This is a genomic window from Streptomyces sp. NPDC046925 (assembly GCF_040644915.1).
Lineage (GTDB): Bacteria > Actinomycetota > Actinomycetes > Streptomycetales > Streptomycetaceae > Streptomyces.
In genome coordinates this window covers 87,376-103,465 of sequence record NZ_JBEYWZ010000011.1, presented here as the reverse complement: position 1 = coordinate 103,465, position 16,090 = coordinate 87,376, and the positions used below count along the sequence as shown (strand labels likewise).

The window sequence follows — 16,090 nt, the reverse complement described above, 5'->3', positions numbered from 1 at the left end:
TCACCCGGCGCCCACCCACCGGCAATCAGCAATCAGCCCTCGGCGATGACCACGGCCGAAGCCACCCCCGCGTCATGGCTGAGCGACACATGCCACGACCGCACCCCCAACTCGGCGGCCCGCGCGGCCACCGTCCCCTTCACGCGCAGCCGCGGCTGCCCGCTCTCCTCGACGTACACCTCCGCGTCCGTCCACCGCAGCCCCGAAGGCGCCCCCAAGGCCTTGGCCAGCGCCTCCTTGGCAGCGAACCGCGCCGCGAGTGAGGCGATCCCCCGCCGCTCCCCGCTCGGAAGCAGCAGCTCACGCTCCACGAACAGCCGCCCGGCCATCCCGGACGTACGCTCCAGCGCCGCCTCGAACCGCTCGATCTCGGCCACGTCGATACCGACCCCAATAATCACGGGCAGCAGCCTACGAGGCCGGGCACCACCACGGCTCAAGCCCCGCAGGGCGCCGCACCCTAACGGTTCAAGCCCCGCAGGGGGTGACGCACCCCACCCCCCGCCCCGTTCAAACAGCCGTAACAATGGACTGTGATCTCTTCGGTCTCCGTACCCCCGACGACCGCGCGGAGCGCCCACCGGCACCGGCCGGAGGCGACTCCCTACGTCGACCTCACCCGCACCGAGTGGAGCGCCCTGCGTGACAAGACGCCGCTCCCCCTGACCGCCGAGGAGCTGGAGAAGCTCCGCGGCCTGGGTGATGTCATCGACCTGGACGAGGTGCGGGACATCTATCTGCCGCTCTCCCGGCTCCTGAACCTCTATGTGGGCGCCACGGACGGTCTGCGCGGCGCGCTCAACACCTTTCTCGGCGAGAAGGGCTCCCAGTCGGGCACGCCCTTCGTCATAGGGGTCGCGGGCTCGGTGGCCGTCGGCAAGTCGACCGTCGCCCGCCTCCTCCAGGCCCTGCTCTCCCGGTGGCCCGAGCACCCCCGCGTGGAGCGCGTGACGACGGACGGCTTCCTGCTGCCCACCAGGGAGCTTGAGGCCCGCGGCCTGATGTCCAGGAAGGGTTTCCCCGAGTCGTACGACCGAAGGGCCCTGACCCGCTTCGTGGCGGACATCAAGGCGGGCAAGGACGAGGTGACGGCGCCCGTCTACTCCCACCTGATCTACGACATCGTGCCGGACCAGCGCCTCACCGTCCGGCGCCCCGACATCCTCATCGTCGAGGGCATCAACGTCCTCCAGCCGGCCCTCCCCGGCAAGGACGGCCGCACCCGCGTGGGTCTGGCCGACTACTTCGACTTCAGCGTGTACGTGGACGCACGCGCCGAGGACATCGAGCGCTGGTATCTGAACCGCTTCAAGAAGCTGCGCGCCACGGCGTTCCAGGACCCGTCCTCGTACTTCCGCAAGTACACGCAGGTCTCGGAGGAAGAGGCCCTGGACTACGCCCGTACGACCTGGCGCACGATCAACAAGCCCAACCTCCTGGAGAACGTGGCCCCCACGCGCGGCCGGGCCGCCCTGGTCATCCGCAAGGGCCCCGACCACAAGGTGCAGAAGCTCAGCCTGCGCAAGCTGTAGCCACGGAAAGCAAGGCCGCCCGGGTAACCTGCGCGCATGCTGCACCTGCGACTGATCACCCCGGCGGACAAGACGGACGACGTGGTGCGCCTGATCGAGGGGACGGTCGGCGCCACGCACCTCGCCGTCGTCCCCGGAGCGGCCCGCAATCCCGCGGGGGACGTCGTGATGTGCGATGTCGCCAGGGAGGCCGGCGACGCGCTGATCAGCGCCCTGCGCGAACTGGACATCCACGAATCGGGCTCGATCGCCCTGGAGAACATCGACCTGTCGCTGTCCCTGCGCGCGGACAAGGCGGAGGCCGAGGCGCCGGGCGAGGGCGCCGACGCGGTCCTGTGGGAGCAGCTCTCCGACGTGACGCACGAGGAGTCGACGCTCTCGGTCACGTACCTGGCCTTCCTCACGATCGCCACGATGATCGCGGCCTGCGGCGTGGTCCTCGACAACGCGATCCTGATCGTGGGCGCGATGGCGGTGGGCCCCGAGTTCGGCCCCCTGGCGGGCTTGTGCACCGCGCTCGTCCAGCGCGCCCCGAGACTGGCCATGCGCTCGCTGATCGCGCTGCTCGCGGGCTTCGCCGTGGCGATGGCGGTGACCGTCGGCTTCAGCTTCTTCATGGACGCGATGGACCTGTTCAGCGACGACGCCCTGAGGTCGGAGCGCCCGAACACGAACTTCATCTACCGGCCCGACTGGTTCTCGTTCGTCGTGGCCGTCCTCGCGGGCGCGGCGGGCACGCTCTCGCTCACTTCCGCCAAGTCGGGCGCGCTCGTGGGCGTGGCGATCTCGGTGACGACGGTCCCGGCCGCCGCGAACGCGGCCGTCGCCTTCAGCTACGACGAGTACAAGCAGGCCTGGGGCTCCACCGAGCAGCTCCTGCTCAACCTGCTCGGGATCATCCTGGCCGGCACGCTCACGCTGCTGGCCCAGAAGTTCTTCTGGGCCAGGCAGCACGAACGTACGGCCAGGAAGCGCCCGGCCTGACCGGGCGCGGCCAACTGCTCTAGCCCAGGGCCGACTTCACCACGTCGGCGAGGCGGCTCGCCACGGACCGGGCCTGCTCGATGTCGGCGGCCTCGACCATGACGCGCACCAGCGGCTCCGTGCCGGAGGAGCGCAGCAGCACCCGTCCCGTGGCCCCCAGTTCGCGCTCCGCCTCGGCGACGGCGGCCGTCAGCTCGGCGGAGGTCGTGACCCGCGACTTGTCGACGTCGGGCACATTGATCAGGACCTGCGGAAGCCGCTCCATGACCCCGGCGAGTTCCGCGAGGCTGCGCCCGGTCTCGGCGACGCGCGCCGCGAGCAGCAGCCCGGTCAGCGTGCCGTCACCGGTGGTCGCGTGGTCCAGGACGATGACGTGCCCGGACTGCTCGCCGCCGAGGGCGAAGCCGTGCTCCTTCATCGACTCCAGGACGTAGCGGTCGCCGACGGCGGTCTGCACCAGGGAGAGCCCTTCGCGCTCCATGGCGAGCTTGAAGCCGAGGTTCGACATGACCGTGGCGACGACGGTGTTCTCGCGCAGCGTGCCGTGCTCCCGCATGGCGAGCGCGAGGACGGCGAGGATCTGGTCGCCGTCGACCTCGGCGCCCGTGTGGTCCACGGCGAGGCAGCGGTCAGCGTCGCCGTCGTGCGCGACACCGAAGTCGGCGGCGTGCTCGACGACGGCGGCCTTGAGGAGGTCCAGGTGCGTGGACCCGCAGCCGTCGTTGATGTTCAGGCCGTCCGGCTTGGCGCCGATCGTGATGATCTCGGCACCGGCGCGCGCGAACGCCTCGGGCGAGACGCGGGCGGCTGCGCCGTGCGCCTCGTCGAGGACGATCTTCAGTCCGTCGAGGCGGTTGGGCAGCACACCCAGGAGATGCGCCACGTACTGGTCGAGGCCCTGGTCGTACGTGCGCACACGGCCGACGCCCGCGCCCGTGGGGCGCTGCCAGGGAGCGCCGGTGCGGTGCTCCTCGTACACGGACTCGATGCGGTCCTCCAGCTCGTCGGCCAGCTTGTGGCCGCCGCGCGCGAAGAACTTGATGCCGTTGTCCGGCATGGCGTTGTGGCTCGCGGAGAGCATCACGCCGAGGTCGGCGCCCAGCGCACCGGTGAGATGCGCCACCGCGGGGGTGGGCAGCACACCGACGAGCTGGACGTCCACGCCCGCGCTCGCGAGACCTGCGACCACCGCGGCCTCCAGGAACTCTCCTGACGCGCGGGGGTCCCTGCCGACCACCGCGACCGGCCGATGGCCCTCGAACGTGCCCGCTTCGCCGAGCACATGAGCCGCCGCCACGGAGAGCCCGAGCGCGAGCTCGGCCGTCAGATCCGCGTTGGCGACGCCGCGCACGCCGTCCGTGCCGAAGAGTCGTCCCACTGCTGTCCTCCTCCAGGGATTCCGATAGACGAACGCCCCGGCAGCACACAACGTGCCGCCGGGGCGAACGAACAGTACAAGCAGGCAGATTAGCGCTTGCTGTACTGGGGAGCCTTGCGGGCCTTCTTGAGACCGGCCTTCTTGCGCTCGACCGCACGGTCGTCACGCTTGAGGTAACCGGCCTTCTTGAGGGCGGCGCGGTTGTTCTCGACGTCGGCCTCGTTCAGCGCACGGGCGACACCGAGACGGAGCGCACCGGCCTGGCCGGAGACGCCGCCACCCGAGATGCGGGCGATGACGTCGTAGCGGTCGTCGAGCTCGAGCACCTTGAAGGGCTCGTTGACTTCCTGCTGGTGGACCTTGTTCGGGAAGTAGTCCTCGAGCGTGCGCCCGTTGACCTTCCACTTGCCGGTGCCCGGGACGATCCGGACGCGGGCGATGGCGTTCTTGCGACGGCCCAGGCCGGCGGCCGGCTGGGGGTCGCCGAAGCGCGCGGCGTTCGACTCAGAGGTGTACTCGCCCTCGACGGGCGCCTCGGACTCGGTGGTGTACTGCTCGACGTCAACAACCTCGGTCTCTTCGACCGGCTGCTCAACGGTGGTCTCGGCCACGATTCTCCTCAGATTTCTTTACGTCTTTGGGGGTGGCCGGAACTACTGCGCGACCTGGGTGATCTCGAACGGGACCGGCTGCTGAGCGCCGTGCGGGTGCTGGTCGCCCGCGTAGACCTTCAGCTTCGAGAGCATCTGACGGCCCAGGGTGTTCTTGGGGATCATGCCCTTGATGGCCTTCTCGACGGCCTTCTCGGGGTTCTTCTCAAGAAGCTCGTCGTAACGGACGGAACGCAGACCACCCGGGTAACCGGAGTGGCGGTACGCCATCTTCTGAGTCTTCTTGTTGCCGGACAGGTGAACCTTGTCGGCGTTGATGATGATGACGAAGTCGCCCATGTCCATGTGGGGCGCGTAAATCGCCTTGTGCTTGCCGCGCAGGAGGTTGGCGGCCGTGGTCGCCAGACGGCCCAGGACGATGTCCTGAGCGTCGATGACGTGCCACTGGCGGGTCACATCGCCGGGCTTGGGGCTGTACGTACGCACTTCGTAGCCTTCGCTTCTTCAGTGGATGGGGTCCAGACACACGGCACCCAGGAAGCGATCATGCAGCTGGGGCTCACAATGCCGGGGACGCTGCCCGTATGCGAGCCACTGGTAACTGCTCCAGGGAACCTACGTATGGGCCCTTCGCGTGAGAACGACGATGCCGATACGCATAACAAACGTCGAGACTACCCGCGCCGCCCCGTACGGGTCAAAACGCGTCCCTGGAGACCGGGCACCCGCGACTCGCCCACCACGAGAGGGGCCGCTTTTTCCAGGGTGGTCCCGCCCGCGCGGACACAGCTGCGACCGACCGTGAGCGCCAGCACACAGAGCGTCACACAGTCCCGGAAGGCCCGCAGGGTGCCCTCCTCCAGCCAGGGCCAGTCGAACCCCGGGACCTGCGGCACGAGCGCCAGCCAGAACCACGGCCGCCGGGCCGCCGCGCCGGGCTCCCGGACGCCGGCGAGCAGCAGCGGCACGACGACGAGCAGATAGTGGTCGTACGACGGCCTGGACACCAGAAAGGCCGCCAGCATCAGCATCACGGCCGTCTCGACGACCCGCGAAGGCTGCGCGCCCCCGCTCCCCCACCGCCGCCAGGCGCACCACACCCCCGCGGCGGCCGCCACGAGGGCCAGCAGCGTCGCCGCCCCCTGCGGCACCCCGAGCCGCGGCAGCACGGCGGCGGGCGACGCCTCATAGAGCCGTACGAAGCTGTCGTCGCCCCGCAGCAGGAACGGCAGCGTCCGCGTGAAGAACCCCGCCGGATCCGGCATGACGACCGCCACCCCGGCGGACACCGCCGCGGGCACGAGCACCGCGCCCCCGAGCGCCCGCCACCGCCGCGCGAAGACGAAGAGCAGCACCACCGGCGCGAGCAGCGGCTTCACGGCGACGGCGGCCCCGATCACCAGACCCGCGGCCACCCACCTCCCCCGGCACACGAGGAGCAGCGCGAGCGGCAGCGCGGCCGCCGAGGCCACCGTCCAGTTGCCGAGCTCGACGAGGTGCACGAACGGGGCGAAGCCGAGGGCGAGCGCGAGCAGCCCGAGCACCGCGAACCGGCTGCGCCACTCCACTCCATGGATCCGCAGCGCACACCCCCACCCGAAGACGAGCGAGGCCGTGACCCCGGTCGGCACGAGGTAGCGCACGACGGGCTCCGGGAGCAGCGCCTGCGGCACCGCGGCGAGCACGGCCCCCGGCAGATAGAGGAAGTGCCGGTCGTCGTAGGGCGAGCGGCCCTCCAGCCAGGCCTCGGCCGCCCGCACCACGATGGCGTTGTCCATCCCGCCGCCCGAGTGCCGCAGCCCCACCCGGACGACCGTGGCGAGCAGCACGAGACCGAGCGCCCCCCAGGCGTACCGGGTGGCCGGCCGCAGCATCCACCCGCTAACAGCTACTTTGCCCGTATTCATACGGGTCAGGCTAGGTCGAGCCCCTCCCCCGGCCCCCGCTCAACATCCCCGAGTCCCCGTCTAAGATGCGGCGCATGAGCTTTGGGCAAGGGGGACCTCAGTGGGGTCCAGGGGATTCGCGGACGCCTGACTGGGCGGCGCTCGCCGAGGCGTCCGAATCGCGCACCCGGCGCCGCAAATGGCTGATGATCGGCGGCGGCGCGCTCGCCACCGTCGTGGTCGCGGCCGCGGTCGCCGTCGCGGTGGTCTCCGCCAACAGCGACAACACCTCCGCCTCGAACAAACCGGCCAGCGAGCTGCCCTCGACCGCGGACATCCCCGGCGCGAGCGAGAAGCCGGGGCCGTCCTTCGAGGAGACGACGCCGCCGCCCCCGCCGGACCCCAAGGAGTTCATCTCCAGCGCCAAGAAGGACAAGGCGCCGCTCAGCGCCGACACGCTCTTCCCCGGCAAGACGCTGACCTCGGGCGAGCGCGTCTACAAGAAGGGCGACACGGACAGCACGAAGAAGTGCGCGAGCGTCACCCAGGCCGCGCTCGGCGCGGTCCTCACCAAGAACGACTGCACGCGACTCTTCCGCGCCAGTTACGTGCGGGACAACATCGCCGTGACGGTCGGCGTCGCCGTCTTCGACTCGGAGGCCCAGGCCAAGAAGGTGAACGAGCAGGCGAAGAAGGGCCTGGTCGTCTCGCTGCCCGGCAAGGGCGTGCCCAGCTTCTGCCGTACGGCGGTCTGCCGCGGCACGTACAACGCGTACGGCCGCTACGCCTACTTCACGACCTCCGGTTTCACCAGCGACAAGGACGTCACGGAGAAGGAGCGCAAGGTCTACACGGTCGGCGACGACCTGGCCCGCTTCGCCTTCGGCCAGATCCACCGGCGGGGCGAGGCCCAGGCTTCCGCCGCGGCCAACGCCCCCGAGTAGTACGGCAGTCGGGCGTCCGGTGACCGGGGCTCAGCAGCACCCGGCGCCGGGCAGCGTCCGCTTGTTGCGCGCTTCCTTGCTGCGCGCGGCGAGCAACTCGTCGGCGGGGTAGCCGACTTCCTCAAGCGTGAGCCCGTGCGGCCGTACGACGTGCACGGCGGAGTCCCGCACTCCCGCGGCAAGGACCTTCGCGGGCCACTCGACGGGCCGGTGCCCGTCGCCCACGAACAGCATGGCGCCGACCAGCGAGCGCACCATGTTGTGGCAGAACGCGTCGGCCCGCACGGTCGCTTCGAGAATCCCGTCCGGCCGCCGCTCCCAGCGCAGCTCCTGGAGCGTACGAATGGTCGTGGCGCCCTCGCGCTTCTTGCAGTAGGCGGCGAAGTCATGCTCGCCGAGCAGCTTCTCGGCGGCGGCGTTCATGGCGTCGAGGTCCAACTCCCAGTCGTGCCACAGGACATGACTGCGCAACAGGGGGTCGACACCGCCGGGGTGATCCGTCACGCGGTAGGCGTAGCGCCGCCACACGGCCGCGAACCGCGCGTTGAACCCCGCGGGCGCCTCGGCGACCTTCCACACCCGTACGTCGTGCGGCAGCCGCCCCGCGAGCCTGCGCAGCAGCTTGTCGCTGTGCTCGGCCCACACGTCCTCGGGCAGATCGACGTGCGCGACCTGCCCCCGCGCGTGCACCCCGCTGTCGGTGCGCCCGGCGACGGTCAGCTCGTACGTCTCCTGCGAGCGCGTCACGGTCCGCAGCGCGCTCTCGATCTCCCCCTGGACCGTCCGCTGCCCCTGCTTCTGCTTGGCCCAGCCGGAGAAGTCCTTGCCGTCGTACGAAAGGTCGAGACGCACCCGCACGAAGCCGGGCTCTACTTCATCACTCACAGAACAGATCCTCTCAGGAGGCCGACCATGCGAAAGCGGGCCCGCCCCGAAGGGCGGACCCGCTCACAGCAAGGCAGAGCCTCAGGCGTCCTTGGACTCCTCGGCAGCGTCCTCAGCCGGCTTCGCGTCCTCGACGGGCGCGTCGTCCTTCTTGAGGGCGTCTTCCTTGACGGCACGCTTGGTGGCCGCCTCGGCCTCACCGGTGGCAGCCTGCGCCACGGTCAGGGCCTCCACCAGCTCGATGACGGCCATGGGCGCGTTGTCGCCACGACGGTTACCGATCTTGGTGATACGGGTGTAGCCACCCGGGCGGTTCTCGTAGCGCGGGCCGATCTCCGTGAAGAGCGTGTGCACGATGCTCTTGTCGGTGATGACGGACAGCACCTGGCGGCGGTTGTGAAGGTCACCCTTCTTCGCCTTGGTGACCAGACGCTCCGCGTAGGGACGCAGACGACGGGCCTTCGCCTCGGTGGTGGTGATGCGGCCGTGCTCGAAGAGCTGCTTGGCGAGGTTCGCCAGAAGAAGCTTCTCGTGCGCGGCGCTGCCGCCCATACGGGCACCCTTGGTGGGCTTCGGCATGGTGTTTCTCCTAGTGATCTGCCCCGGCCGTATCAGGTACCGGGGACAGGGCCCCGAGGGCGGGCGCCCCCGGGCAGTTCATCAGTACTGCTCGGTCTCCACGAAACCGGCGTCCGCGTCGTCGTCGGCGCCGAAGGCGTCAGCCGCAGCGGTCGGGTCGAAGCCGGGAGGCGAGTCCTTCAGCGCAAGGCCCATGCCGTTGAGCTTCATCTTGACCTCGTCGATCGACTTCGCACCGAAGTTGCGGATGTCGAGCAGGTCCGCCTCGGAGCGGGCGACGAGCTCACCCACGGAGTGGATGCCCTCGCGCTTGAGGCAGTTGTACGACCGAACGGTGAGCTCGAGCTCCTCGATCGGCAGGGCGAGATCGGCGGCCAGGGCCGCGTCCGTCGGCGAGGGGCCCATGTCGATGCCCTCGGCGTCGATGTTGAGCTCGCGCGCCAGGCCGAACAGCTCGACCAGGGTCTTGCCGGCCGACGCCATGGCGTCACGGGGACGCATGGCCTGCTTGGTCTCGACGTCGACGATCAGCTTGTCGAAGTCGGTGCGCTGCTCGACACGCGTGGCCTCGACCTTGTACGTGACCTTCAGGACCGGCGAGTAGATCGAGTCGACCGGGATGCGCCCGATCTCCTGACCGACCTGCTTGTTCTGGACGGCGGAGACGTAGCCGCGACCGCGCTCGACGGTCAGCTCCATCTCCAGCTTGCCCTTGCCGTTGAGCGTGGCGAGGACCAGGTCGGGGTTGTGCACCTCGACACCGGCGGGCGGGGCGACGTCAGCGGCGGTGACGAGACCGGGACCCTGCTTGCGCAGGTACATCACGACGGGCTCATCGTGCTCGCTGGAAACGACCAGCTGCTTGATGTTGAGGATGAGGTCGGTGACGTCTTCCTTGACGCCCGGCACGGTGGTGAACTCGTGCAGGACACCGTCGATGCGGATGGACGTGACGGCCGCACCCGGGATCGAGGAGAGAAGGGTCCGACGCAGGGAGTTGCCGAGGGTGTAGCCGAAGCCCGGCTCCAGCGGCTCGATCACGAACCGGGAGCGGAATTCGTCGACGACCTCTTCGGTCAACGAGGGACGCTGAGCGATCAGCATGAAGTGTTTCCTTCAGCCAGGGGCACCCACTATTTGATGCCCTGATGTTGTTACAAGGGTACGGGCGGTACGGCTCCGGAGAGCCGCACCGCCCGAAAATCCCTGGGTCAAGCGACGTGCGTCAGACGCGGCGGCGCTTGGGGGGACGGCAGCCGTTGTGCGGCGTGGGGGTGACGTCCTGGATCGAGCCGACCTCGAGGCCGGTGGCCTGGAGGGAGCGGATCGCGGTCTCACGGCCGGAGCCGGGACCCTTGACGAAGACGTCGACCTTGCGCATGCCGTGCTCCTGGGCGCGACGCGCGGCCGACTCGGCGGCCATCTGCGCGGCGAACGGAGTCGACTTGCGCGAGCCCTTGAAGCCGACGTGGCCGGCGGAGGCCCAGCTGATCACGTTGCCCGTGGGGTCCGTGATCGAGACGATCGTGTTGTTGAACGTGCTCTTGATGTGGGCGTGCCCGTGAGCGACGTTCTTCTTTTCCTTGCGGCGCACCTTCTTGGCAGCGCCCTGACGACCCTTGGGGGGCATCTATTAACTCCTACGCGAGGTGGTCGGTCCTGCAGCGACAGCTGTCGATCGACCGCTGAGGACTACTTCTTGCCCGGCTTCTTCTTACCGGCGATGGCGCGACGCGGGCCCTTACGGGTGCGGGCGTTGGTGCTGGTGCGCTGACCGCGGACGGGCAGACCACGACGGTGACGGATACCCGCGTAGCAGCCGATCTCGACCTTGCGGCGGATGTCGGCCTGGATCTCGCGACGGAGGTCACCCTCGGTCTGGATGTTGGCGTCCACGTACTCGCGGATCTTGATCAGGTCCTCTTCGGACAGATCACGAACACGGGTGTTGCGGTCCACACCGGTGGCGTCCAGCGTCTGCTGGGACAGCGTGCGGCCAATGCCGAACACGTACGTGAGGGCAACCTCAACACGCTTATCGCGCGGGAGGTCAACACCTTCAAGGCGTGCCATTCAAGGCTCCTGTTGATTTTCGGAGGTCTTCAGCAGGACCGGTCCCGGGTGCCGTACGAGGTACATCCCGGGTCCCCGGCCTCCGACCGGGGGTGTCGCCCTCCATTACCGATGGATCTGAAGAGGGACGGGTCCTGCACATGTGCTTTACGTGCGTCGCGCGAAAATCTGCGAACTGCAGTCGTGCGTCAGCCCTGGCGCTGCTTGTGGCGCGGGTTGTCGCAGATAACCATGACCCGGCCGTGACGGCGGATCACCCTGCACTTGTCGCAGATCTTCTTGACGCTCGGCTTGACCTTCATTGGGTGAGGTTCTCCGGGTCAGTGCCATCACCCCACGCGAATGGGGTTCGGGCAAGATCTACTTGTACCGGTAGACGATCCGGCCACGCGTCAGGTCGTACGGAGACAGCTCCACCACGACCCGGTCGTCAGGGAGGATGCGGATGTAGTGCATACGCATCTTGCCGCTGATGTGTGCCAGGACCTGGTGGCCGTTCTGGAGCTCAACCTTGAACATGGCGTTCGGAAGAGACTCAACGACAGTGCCCTCGATCTCGATGGCACCTTGCTTCTTGGCCACGCTTTGCCCTTCGAATCGACTACCTTGATCGACTCCGCTCAACGCATGCAGACACACGGATGCACGAGAGCCGACGCGTCAGTCTACGTCAGGCCACCCGGAAAGACGAATCGAGGAAGAATGCCCCACGACGAAGATCCTTAAGCAGGGGGTTCACTTCGCCAGCGGGTCCGGCGCGGCTGCGCCGGACTCCGTCCGTCGGAGCTGGGCCCGGCGAGCGCGTCAGCCCAGCGGGTCCGGCGCGGCGGTAACCCCGTACTCCGCAAGCTTCGCCTTACCGCAGTCAGGGGCCGTCAGCACGATCGGGCCCTCCTCCGTCAGCGCGACGGAGTGCTCCCAGTGCGAGGACCAGGTTCCATCGGTCGTGATGACCGTCCAGTCGTCCTCCAGGACCTCCGTGCGCGGAGTGCCGAGGGAGACCATGGGCTCGATGGCCAGGCAGAAGCCGGGGACCAGCTTGGGGCCCTTGCCGCGGCGGCGCTCGACGTAGTTCAGGAGGTGGGGGTCCATGTGCATCTCGGTGCCGATGCCGTGGCCGCCGTAGTCCTCGACGATGCCGTACTTGCCGCCGCCGGGCTTCGGCTGGCGCCGGATGTACGACTCGATGGCGCGGGAGATGTCCACGAGCCGGTTGCCCTGCTTCATGGCGGCCAGACCGGCCCACATCGACTCCTCGGTCACCCGGGAGAGCTCGATCAGCTCCGGAGCGTGACCGGTGCCCACAAACGCCGTGTAGGCCGCGTCACCGTGCCAGCCGTCGATGATGGCGCCCGCGTCGATGGAGATGATGTCGCCGTCCTTCAGGACGGTCTTGTCGTCCGGGATGCCGTGCACGACGACCTCGTTGACCGAGGTGCAGATCGTGGCGGGGAATCCGCCGTACCCGAGGAAGTTCGACTTCGCGCCGTGCTCGGCGATCACCTTGCGGGCGACCTCGTCCAGGTCCCGCGTGGTGGCGCCGGGCACCGCGGCCTCACGGGTCGCGGCGTGGATGGCGGCGACGACAAGGCCCGCCTCACGCATCTTCGCGATCTGCTCGGGGGTCTTGATCTGCACCATGGGGCTTCCGCTCTCCGTCATCCGTCCGACAACCGGTCACGTACACGAACCGACTACCTGCACAACACTACGGCCGCGGTCCCCCGAAGGGCACCGCGGCCGAAACAGCGTACTGGACTGCGCAGTGGCTACTTGTCGCCCTTGAGCGCGTCCATCGCGCGCTTGGTGACCTCGTCCACCTTGCCGAGCGCCGAGATCGTCACGACGAGACCCTGGGTCTTGTAGTGGTCGATGATCGGCTCGGTCTCGCGGTGGTACACGTCGAGCCGCTTGCGCACGGTCTCTTCCTTGTCGTCACCGCGCTGGTAGAGCTCGCCGCCGCAGACGTCGCAGACGCCCTCGGTCTTCGGCTTGCTGTACGTCACGTGGAAGACGTGGCTGGAATCGTTCCGGCAGATACGGCGGCCGGCGATGCGCTTGACCACCTCGTCCTCGGGGACCTCAAGGTCGAGCACCGCGTCGAGCTTCTGGCCGTCCGCCTTGAGCGACTCGTCCAGGGCCTCGGCCTGCGACACGTTCCGCGGGAAGCCGTCGAGCAGGAAGCCGTTCTCGGCGTCCGGCTGCGCCATGCGGTCCTTCGCCATGCCGATGGTGACCTCGTCGGGGACGAGGTTGCCGTCGTCCATGTAGGCCTTCGCCCGCTTGCCCAGCTCCGTGCCCTGGCTGATGTTGGCGCGGAACAGGTCGCCCGTGGAGATGTGCGGAATCTTCAGGTTCTTGGCGAGGAACGCGGCCTGCGTTCCCTTGCCCGCACCGGGCGGCCCGACGAGGACGATTCGCATCAGCGGAGGAACCCTTCGTAATTGCGCTGCTGGAGCTGGCTCTCGATCTGCTTCACGGTCTCCAGACCCACACCCACGATGATCAGGATGCTTGTCCCGCCGAACGGGAAGTTCTGGTTCGCGCCGAAGCCCACCAACGCCATCGTCGGTACAAGAGCGATCAGACCCAGATACAGCGAGCCCGGCCACGTGATCCGGTTGAGTACGTAACTCAGGTACTCAGCGGTCGGACGGCCAGCCCGGATGCCCGGGATGAAGCCACCATACTTCTTCATGTTGTCCGCGACTTCCTCGGGGTTGAACGAGATAGCCACGTAGAAGAAGGCGAAGAACACGATCAACAAGAAGTACGTCGCGATGTAGATCGGGTGGTCGCCCTTGGTCAGGTTCGCCTCGATCCACTGCTTCCACCCGGAATTGCCACCCGCGAACTGGGCGACGAGAGCGGGGATGTAGAGAAGCGAAGAGGCGAAGATCACAGGGATGATGCCCGCCTGATTGACCTTCAGCGGAATGTACGTCGAGGTACCGCCATAGGAACGGCGGCCGATCATGCGCTTCGCGTACTGGACGGGAATGCGGCGCTGAGCCTGCTCGACGAAGACGACCAGACCGACCATGACGAGACCGACCGCGATGACGGTGCCGAACTCGATCCAGCCACCGGCGAGGGAGCCCTGCTTCTTGATGGCCCACAGCGCGCCGGGGAAGGTGGCGGCGATCGAGATGAACATCAGGATCGACATGCCGTTGCCGATGCCGCGGTCGGTGATGAGCTCACCGAGCCACATGACGCAGGCCGTTCCCGCGGTCATCGTGATGACCATGGTGACGGTGACGAAGATGGACTGGTCCGGAACGATCTCGGTGGCGACGGGGCAGCCGGAGAACAGCGAGCCCGTACGAGCCGTGGCCACGAGGCCGGTCCCCTGGAGGATCGCGAGCGCGACGGTCAGATAACGCGTGTACTGCGTGATCTTCGCCGTGCCGGCCTGACCCTCCTTCTTGAGGGCCTCGAGCCGCGGGATCACCACGGTCAGCAGCTGCAGGATGATGCTCGCCGTGATGTACGGCATGATGCCGAGCGCGAAGATCGTGATCTGCAGCAGCGCCCCGCCACTCATCATGTTGACCAGGCCGAACAACCCCTGGTTGGAGTTGGCCTGGTCCATGCAGACCTGGACGTTCTTATAGCTGACGCCGGGGATCGGAATATGCGTTCCGAGCCGGTAGATCACGATGATGCCGAGAGTGAAGAGCAGCTTCTTGCGCAGGTCGGGCGTCTTGAACGCCCGGGCGAACGCGGTGAGCACGGTGCCTCCTGCGACCCCCGCGCGCGTGCGTCAGAGGTAGTGGTCTGAGGATCGACGAATACGTATCAGTCAGAAAAACCGCACGGCAAGACCGCACGGAGCTTAGACAGTGCACGCCACCTTACCGGCGACCGTGCCCCCCTTGGAACGACCAACCGGGGATGCCCCATATGTGGGGCATCCCCGGCTGGGAATCGCTCAAGTCATCGAGGTGCCTGAAGAATTCAGACGAGCTCGGTGACGGTACCGCCGGCGGCGGTGATCTTCTCCTTGGCGGAGCCGGAGACGGCGTCAACCGTCACCTGCAGCGCCACGGTGACCTCACCCTGGCCGAGGACCTTGACGAGGCTGTTCTTGCGAACCGCACCCTTGGCCACGAGGGCCTCGACGGTGACCTCGCCACCCTCGGGGAACAGCGCGCTCAGCTTGTCGAGGTTCACGACCTGGAACTCGGTCTTGAACGGGTTCTTGAAGCCCTTGAGCTTCGGGAGACGCATGTGGAGGGGCATCTGGCCACCCTCGAAGCGCTCCGGAACCTGGTAACGGGCCTTGGTGCCCTTGGTACCACGACCAGCGGTCTTACCCTTGGACGCCTCACCACGACCCACACGGGTCTTGGCGGTCTTGGCGCCCGGGGCGGGCCGGAGGTTGTGGACCTTCAGCGGGTTCTGCTCCGCCATGTCAGTCGACCTCCTCAACCGTCACGAGGTGGCGGACGGTGTGCACCATTCCGCGGAACTCGGGGCGGTCTTCCTTGACGACCACGTCGTTGACCCGCTTGAGGCCAAGCGAACGCAGCGTGTCGCGGTGGTTCTGCTTGCTGCCGATGTACGACTTCACCTGCGTGACCTTGAGCTGCGCCATTACGCACCAGCCCCGGCACGCGCACGGAGAAGAGCCGCGGGAGCGACGTCCTCGAGGGGCAGACCACGGCGAGCCGCGATCTCCTCGGGACGCTGCAGGCCCTTGAGGGCCTCCACGGTCGCGTGCACGATGTTGATCGCGTTCGACGAACCGAGCGACTTCGACAGGATGTCGTGCACGCCCGCGCACTCGAGCACGGCACGCACCGGGCCACCGGCGATAACACCGGTACCGGGGGAAGCAGGCTTGAGCAGGACGACGCCTGCGGCCTTCTCGCCCGTGATCGGGTGCGGGATGGTGCCCTGGATACGCGGAACCTTGAAGAAGTTCTTCTTGGCCTCTTCAACGCCCTTGGCGATGGCCGCGGGAACTTCCTTGGCCTTGCCGTATCCGACACCTACGGTGCCGTCACCGTCGCCCACCACGACCAGCGCGGTGAAGCTGAAGCGGCGACCACCCTTGACAACCTTGGCGACACGGTTGATCGCGACAACGCGCTCAACGTATGCGGTCTTCTCGGCGGCAGCGCCACCGTCGCGACCCTTCCGGTCCCGCCGCTCGCCGCCACCGGCACCGCTTCCGCGGCGCTGGGGTCCAGCCATTGGAATTACCTCTCTC

The 16,090-nt window shown here is 68.0% G+C and carries 21 protein-coding genes; 3 read left to right on the top strand and 18 right to left on the bottom strand.

Going from position 1 to position 16,090, the window contains the following annotated elements:
* Positions 1-32: 32 nt before the first annotated feature.
* On the bottom strand, positions 33-401 hold the full coding sequence (locus ABZ906_RS34215; protein WP_361389616.1) for a holo-ACP synthase: 369 nt from the start codon (positions 399-401) through the stop codon (positions 33-35).
* Between the two features lie 132 nt (positions 402-533).
* On the opposite strand from ABZ906_RS34215, the gene coaA reads away from it, so the two are divergent.
* Positions 534-1,532: a type I pantothenate kinase gene (gene coaA / locus ABZ906_RS34210; RefSeq protein WP_361182310.1), complete on the top strand. Its 999-nt coding sequence runs from the start codon at positions 534-536 to the stop codon at positions 1,530-1,532.
* Between the two features lie 36 nt (positions 1,533-1,568).
* The gene (locus tag ABZ906_RS34205) at positions 1,569-2,516 is read left to right on the top strand and encodes a DUF389 domain-containing protein (protein WP_361182312.1); all 948 of its coding nucleotides are present in this window, start codon (positions 1,569-1,571) and stop codon (positions 2,514-2,516) included.
* Between the two features lie 19 nt (positions 2,517-2,535).
* Here the strand turns inward: ABZ906_RS34205 and glmM are convergent, their stop codons facing one another.
* The 4 genes from glmM to ABZ906_RS34185 all read right to left on the bottom strand — a co-directional run bounded on the left by glmM (position 2,536) and on the right by ABZ906_RS34185 (position 6,376).
* A complete protein-coding gene (gene glmM, locus ABZ906_RS34200; RefSeq protein ID WP_361389614.1) occupies positions 2,536-3,894 on the bottom strand; it encodes a phosphoglucosamine mutase in 1,359 nt (452 codons plus the stop codon).
* 89 nt (positions 3,895-3,983) lie between these two features.
* Positions 3,984-4,505 carry a 30S ribosomal protein S9 gene (rpsI, locus tag ABZ906_RS34195; protein WP_361182316.1) on the bottom strand — a complete coding sequence of 174 codons (522 nt, stop codon included), beginning with the start codon at positions 4,503-4,505 and terminating at the stop codon, positions 3,984-3,986.
* Between the two features lie 42 nt (positions 4,506-4,547).
* On the bottom strand, positions 4,548-4,991 hold the full coding sequence (gene rplM, locus ABZ906_RS34190; RefSeq protein ID WP_361182318.1) for a 50S ribosomal protein L13: 444 nt from the start codon (positions 4,989-4,991) through the stop codon (positions 4,548-4,550).
* 188 nt (positions 4,992-5,179) lie between these two features.
* Entirely contained in the window at positions 5,180-6,376 is a 1,197-nt protein-coding gene (locus tag ABZ906_RS34185; RefSeq protein ID WP_361389823.1) for a glycosyltransferase family 87 protein, read from the bottom strand.
* A 110-nt stretch (positions 6,377-6,486) separates the two neighbouring features.
* Here ABZ906_RS34185 and ABZ906_RS34180 point away from each other — a divergent pair, with 110 nt between their 5' ends.
* Positions 6,487-7,335, top strand: a complete 849-nt coding sequence (locus ABZ906_RS34180; protein ID WP_361389612.1) for a hypothetical protein — start codon at positions 6,487-6,489, stop codon at positions 7,333-7,335.
* A 30-nt stretch (positions 7,336-7,365) separates the two neighbouring features.
* Here ABZ906_RS34180 and truA read toward each other — a convergent pair whose 3' ends face one another.
* The 13 genes from truA to rpsE all read right to left on the bottom strand — a co-directional run bounded on the left by truA (position 7,366) and on the right by rpsE (position 16,074).
* Entirely contained in the window at positions 7,366-8,220 is an 855-nt protein-coding gene (truA, locus tag ABZ906_RS34175; protein ID WP_361389610.1) for a tRNA pseudouridine(38-40) synthase TruA, read from the bottom strand.
* 81 nt (positions 8,221-8,301) lie between these two features.
* Positions 8,302-8,799 (bottom strand): 50S ribosomal protein L17, encoded by a 498-nt coding sequence (gene rplQ, locus ABZ906_RS34170; RefSeq protein WP_361182324.1) that lies wholly within the window; start codon positions 8,797-8,799, stop codon positions 8,302-8,304.
* Positions 8,800-8,880: 81 nt separating this feature from the next.
* Complete coding sequence (locus ABZ906_RS34165; protein WP_361389608.1) at positions 8,881-9,903, bottom strand: DNA-directed RNA polymerase subunit alpha; 1,023 nt, start codon at positions 9,901-9,903, stop codon at positions 8,881-8,883.
* A 121-nt stretch (positions 9,904-10,024) separates the two neighbouring features.
* Positions 10,025-10,429, bottom strand: coding sequence for a 30S ribosomal protein S11 (rpsK, locus tag ABZ906_RS34160; protein WP_003948617.1), 405 nt, complete (start codon positions 10,427-10,429; stop codon positions 10,025-10,027).
* Between the two features lie 62 nt (positions 10,430-10,491).
* Complete coding sequence (gene rpsM / locus ABZ906_RS34155; RefSeq protein WP_190084427.1) at positions 10,492-10,872, bottom strand: 30S ribosomal protein S13; 381 nt, start codon at positions 10,870-10,872, stop codon at positions 10,492-10,494.
* A gap of 188 nt (positions 10,873-11,060) precedes the next feature.
* On the bottom strand, positions 11,061-11,174 hold the full coding sequence (gene rpmJ, locus ABZ906_RS34150) for a 50S ribosomal protein L36 (RefSeq protein ID WP_003974245.1): 114 nt from the start codon (positions 11,172-11,174) through the stop codon (positions 11,061-11,063).
* A 58-nt stretch (positions 11,175-11,232) separates the two neighbouring features.
* Positions 11,233-11,454: a translation initiation factor IF-1 gene (gene infA / locus ABZ906_RS34145; protein ID WP_003948620.1), complete on the bottom strand. Its 222-nt coding sequence runs from the start codon at positions 11,452-11,454 to the stop codon at positions 11,233-11,235.
* Between the two features lie 222 nt (positions 11,455-11,676).
* Positions 11,677-12,513: a type I methionyl aminopeptidase gene (map, locus tag ABZ906_RS34140; protein ID WP_361182326.1), complete on the bottom strand. Its 837-nt coding sequence runs from the start codon at positions 12,511-12,513 to the stop codon at positions 11,677-11,679.
* A gap of 128 nt (positions 12,514-12,641) precedes the next feature.
* Positions 12,642-13,295, bottom strand: a complete 654-nt coding sequence (locus tag ABZ906_RS34135; protein ID WP_361182327.1) for an adenylate kinase — start codon at positions 13,293-13,295, stop codon at positions 12,642-12,644.
* A complete protein-coding gene (gene secY, locus ABZ906_RS34130; protein ID WP_361182328.1) occupies positions 13,295-14,608 on the bottom strand; it encodes a preprotein translocase subunit SecY in 1,314 nt (437 codons plus the stop codon). Before secY ends, ABZ906_RS34135 begins: the two co-directional genes overlap by 1 nt.
* Positions 14,609-14,832: 224 nt before the next feature.
* Entirely contained in the window at positions 14,833-15,288 is a 456-nt protein-coding gene (gene rplO, locus ABZ906_RS34125; protein ID WP_098244248.1) for a 50S ribosomal protein L15, read from the bottom strand.
* A 1-nt stretch (position 15,289) separates the two neighbouring features.
* Complete coding sequence (gene rpmD / locus ABZ906_RS34120) at positions 15,290-15,472, bottom strand: 50S ribosomal protein L30 (RefSeq protein WP_190084424.1); 183 nt, start codon at positions 15,470-15,472, stop codon at positions 15,290-15,292.
* Positions 15,472-16,074, bottom strand: a complete 603-nt coding sequence (gene rpsE, locus ABZ906_RS34115; RefSeq protein ID WP_006126891.1) for a 30S ribosomal protein S5 — start codon at positions 16,072-16,074, stop codon at positions 15,472-15,474. The genes rpmD and rpsE overlap by 1 nt, the downstream gene beginning before the upstream one ends.
* Positions 16,075-16,090 lie beyond the last annotated feature (16 nt).

Excerpts from the sequence above, each read along its gene's own strand:
- ABZ906_RS34205 (WP_361182312.1), top strand. The coding sequence starts at position 1,569 with ATGCTGCACCTGCGACTGATCACCCCGGCGGACAAGACGGACGACGTG.
- ABZ906_RS34180 (WP_361389612.1), top strand. The coding sequence starts at position 6,487 with ATGAGCTTTGGGCAAGGGGGACCTCAGTGGGGTCCAGGGGATTCGCGG.
- rplQ (WP_361182324.1), bottom strand. The coding sequence starts at position 8,799 with ATGCCGAAGCCCACCAAGGGTGCCCGTATGGGCGGCAGCGCCGCGCAC.
- ABZ906_RS34165 (WP_361389608.1), bottom strand. The coding sequence starts at position 9,903 with ATGCTGATCGCTCAGCGTCCCTCGTTGACCGAAGAGGTCGTCGACGAA.
- rpsK (WP_003948617.1), bottom strand. The coding sequence starts at position 10,429 with ATGCCCCCCAAGGGTCGTCAGGGCGCTGCCAAGAAGGTGCGCCGCAAG.
- rpsM (WP_190084427.1), bottom strand. The coding sequence starts at position 10,872 with ATGGCACGCCTTGAAGGTGTTGACCTCCCGCGCGATAAGCGTGTTGAG.
- rpmJ (WP_003974245.1), bottom strand. The coding sequence starts at position 11,174 with ATGAAGGTCAAGCCGAGCGTCAAGAAGATCTGCGACAAGTGCAGGGTG.
- map (WP_361182326.1), bottom strand. The coding sequence starts at position 12,513 with ATGGTGCAGATCAAGACCCCCGAGCAGATCGCGAAGATGCGTGAGGCG.
- ABZ906_RS34135 (WP_361182327.1), bottom strand. The coding sequence starts at position 13,295 with ATGCGAATCGTCCTCGTCGGGCCGCCCGGTGCGGGCAAGGGAACGCAG.
- rplO (WP_098244248.1), bottom strand. The coding sequence starts at position 15,288 with ATGGCGGAGCAGAACCCGCTGAAGGTCCACAACCTCCGGCCCGCCCCG.
- rpmD (WP_190084424.1), bottom strand. The coding sequence starts at position 15,472 with ATGGCGCAGCTCAAGGTCACGCAGGTGAAGTCGTACATCGGCAGCAAG.
- rpsE (WP_006126891.1), bottom strand. The coding sequence starts at position 16,074 with ATGGCTGGACCCCAGCGCCGCGGAAGCGGTGCCGGTGGCGGCGAGCGG.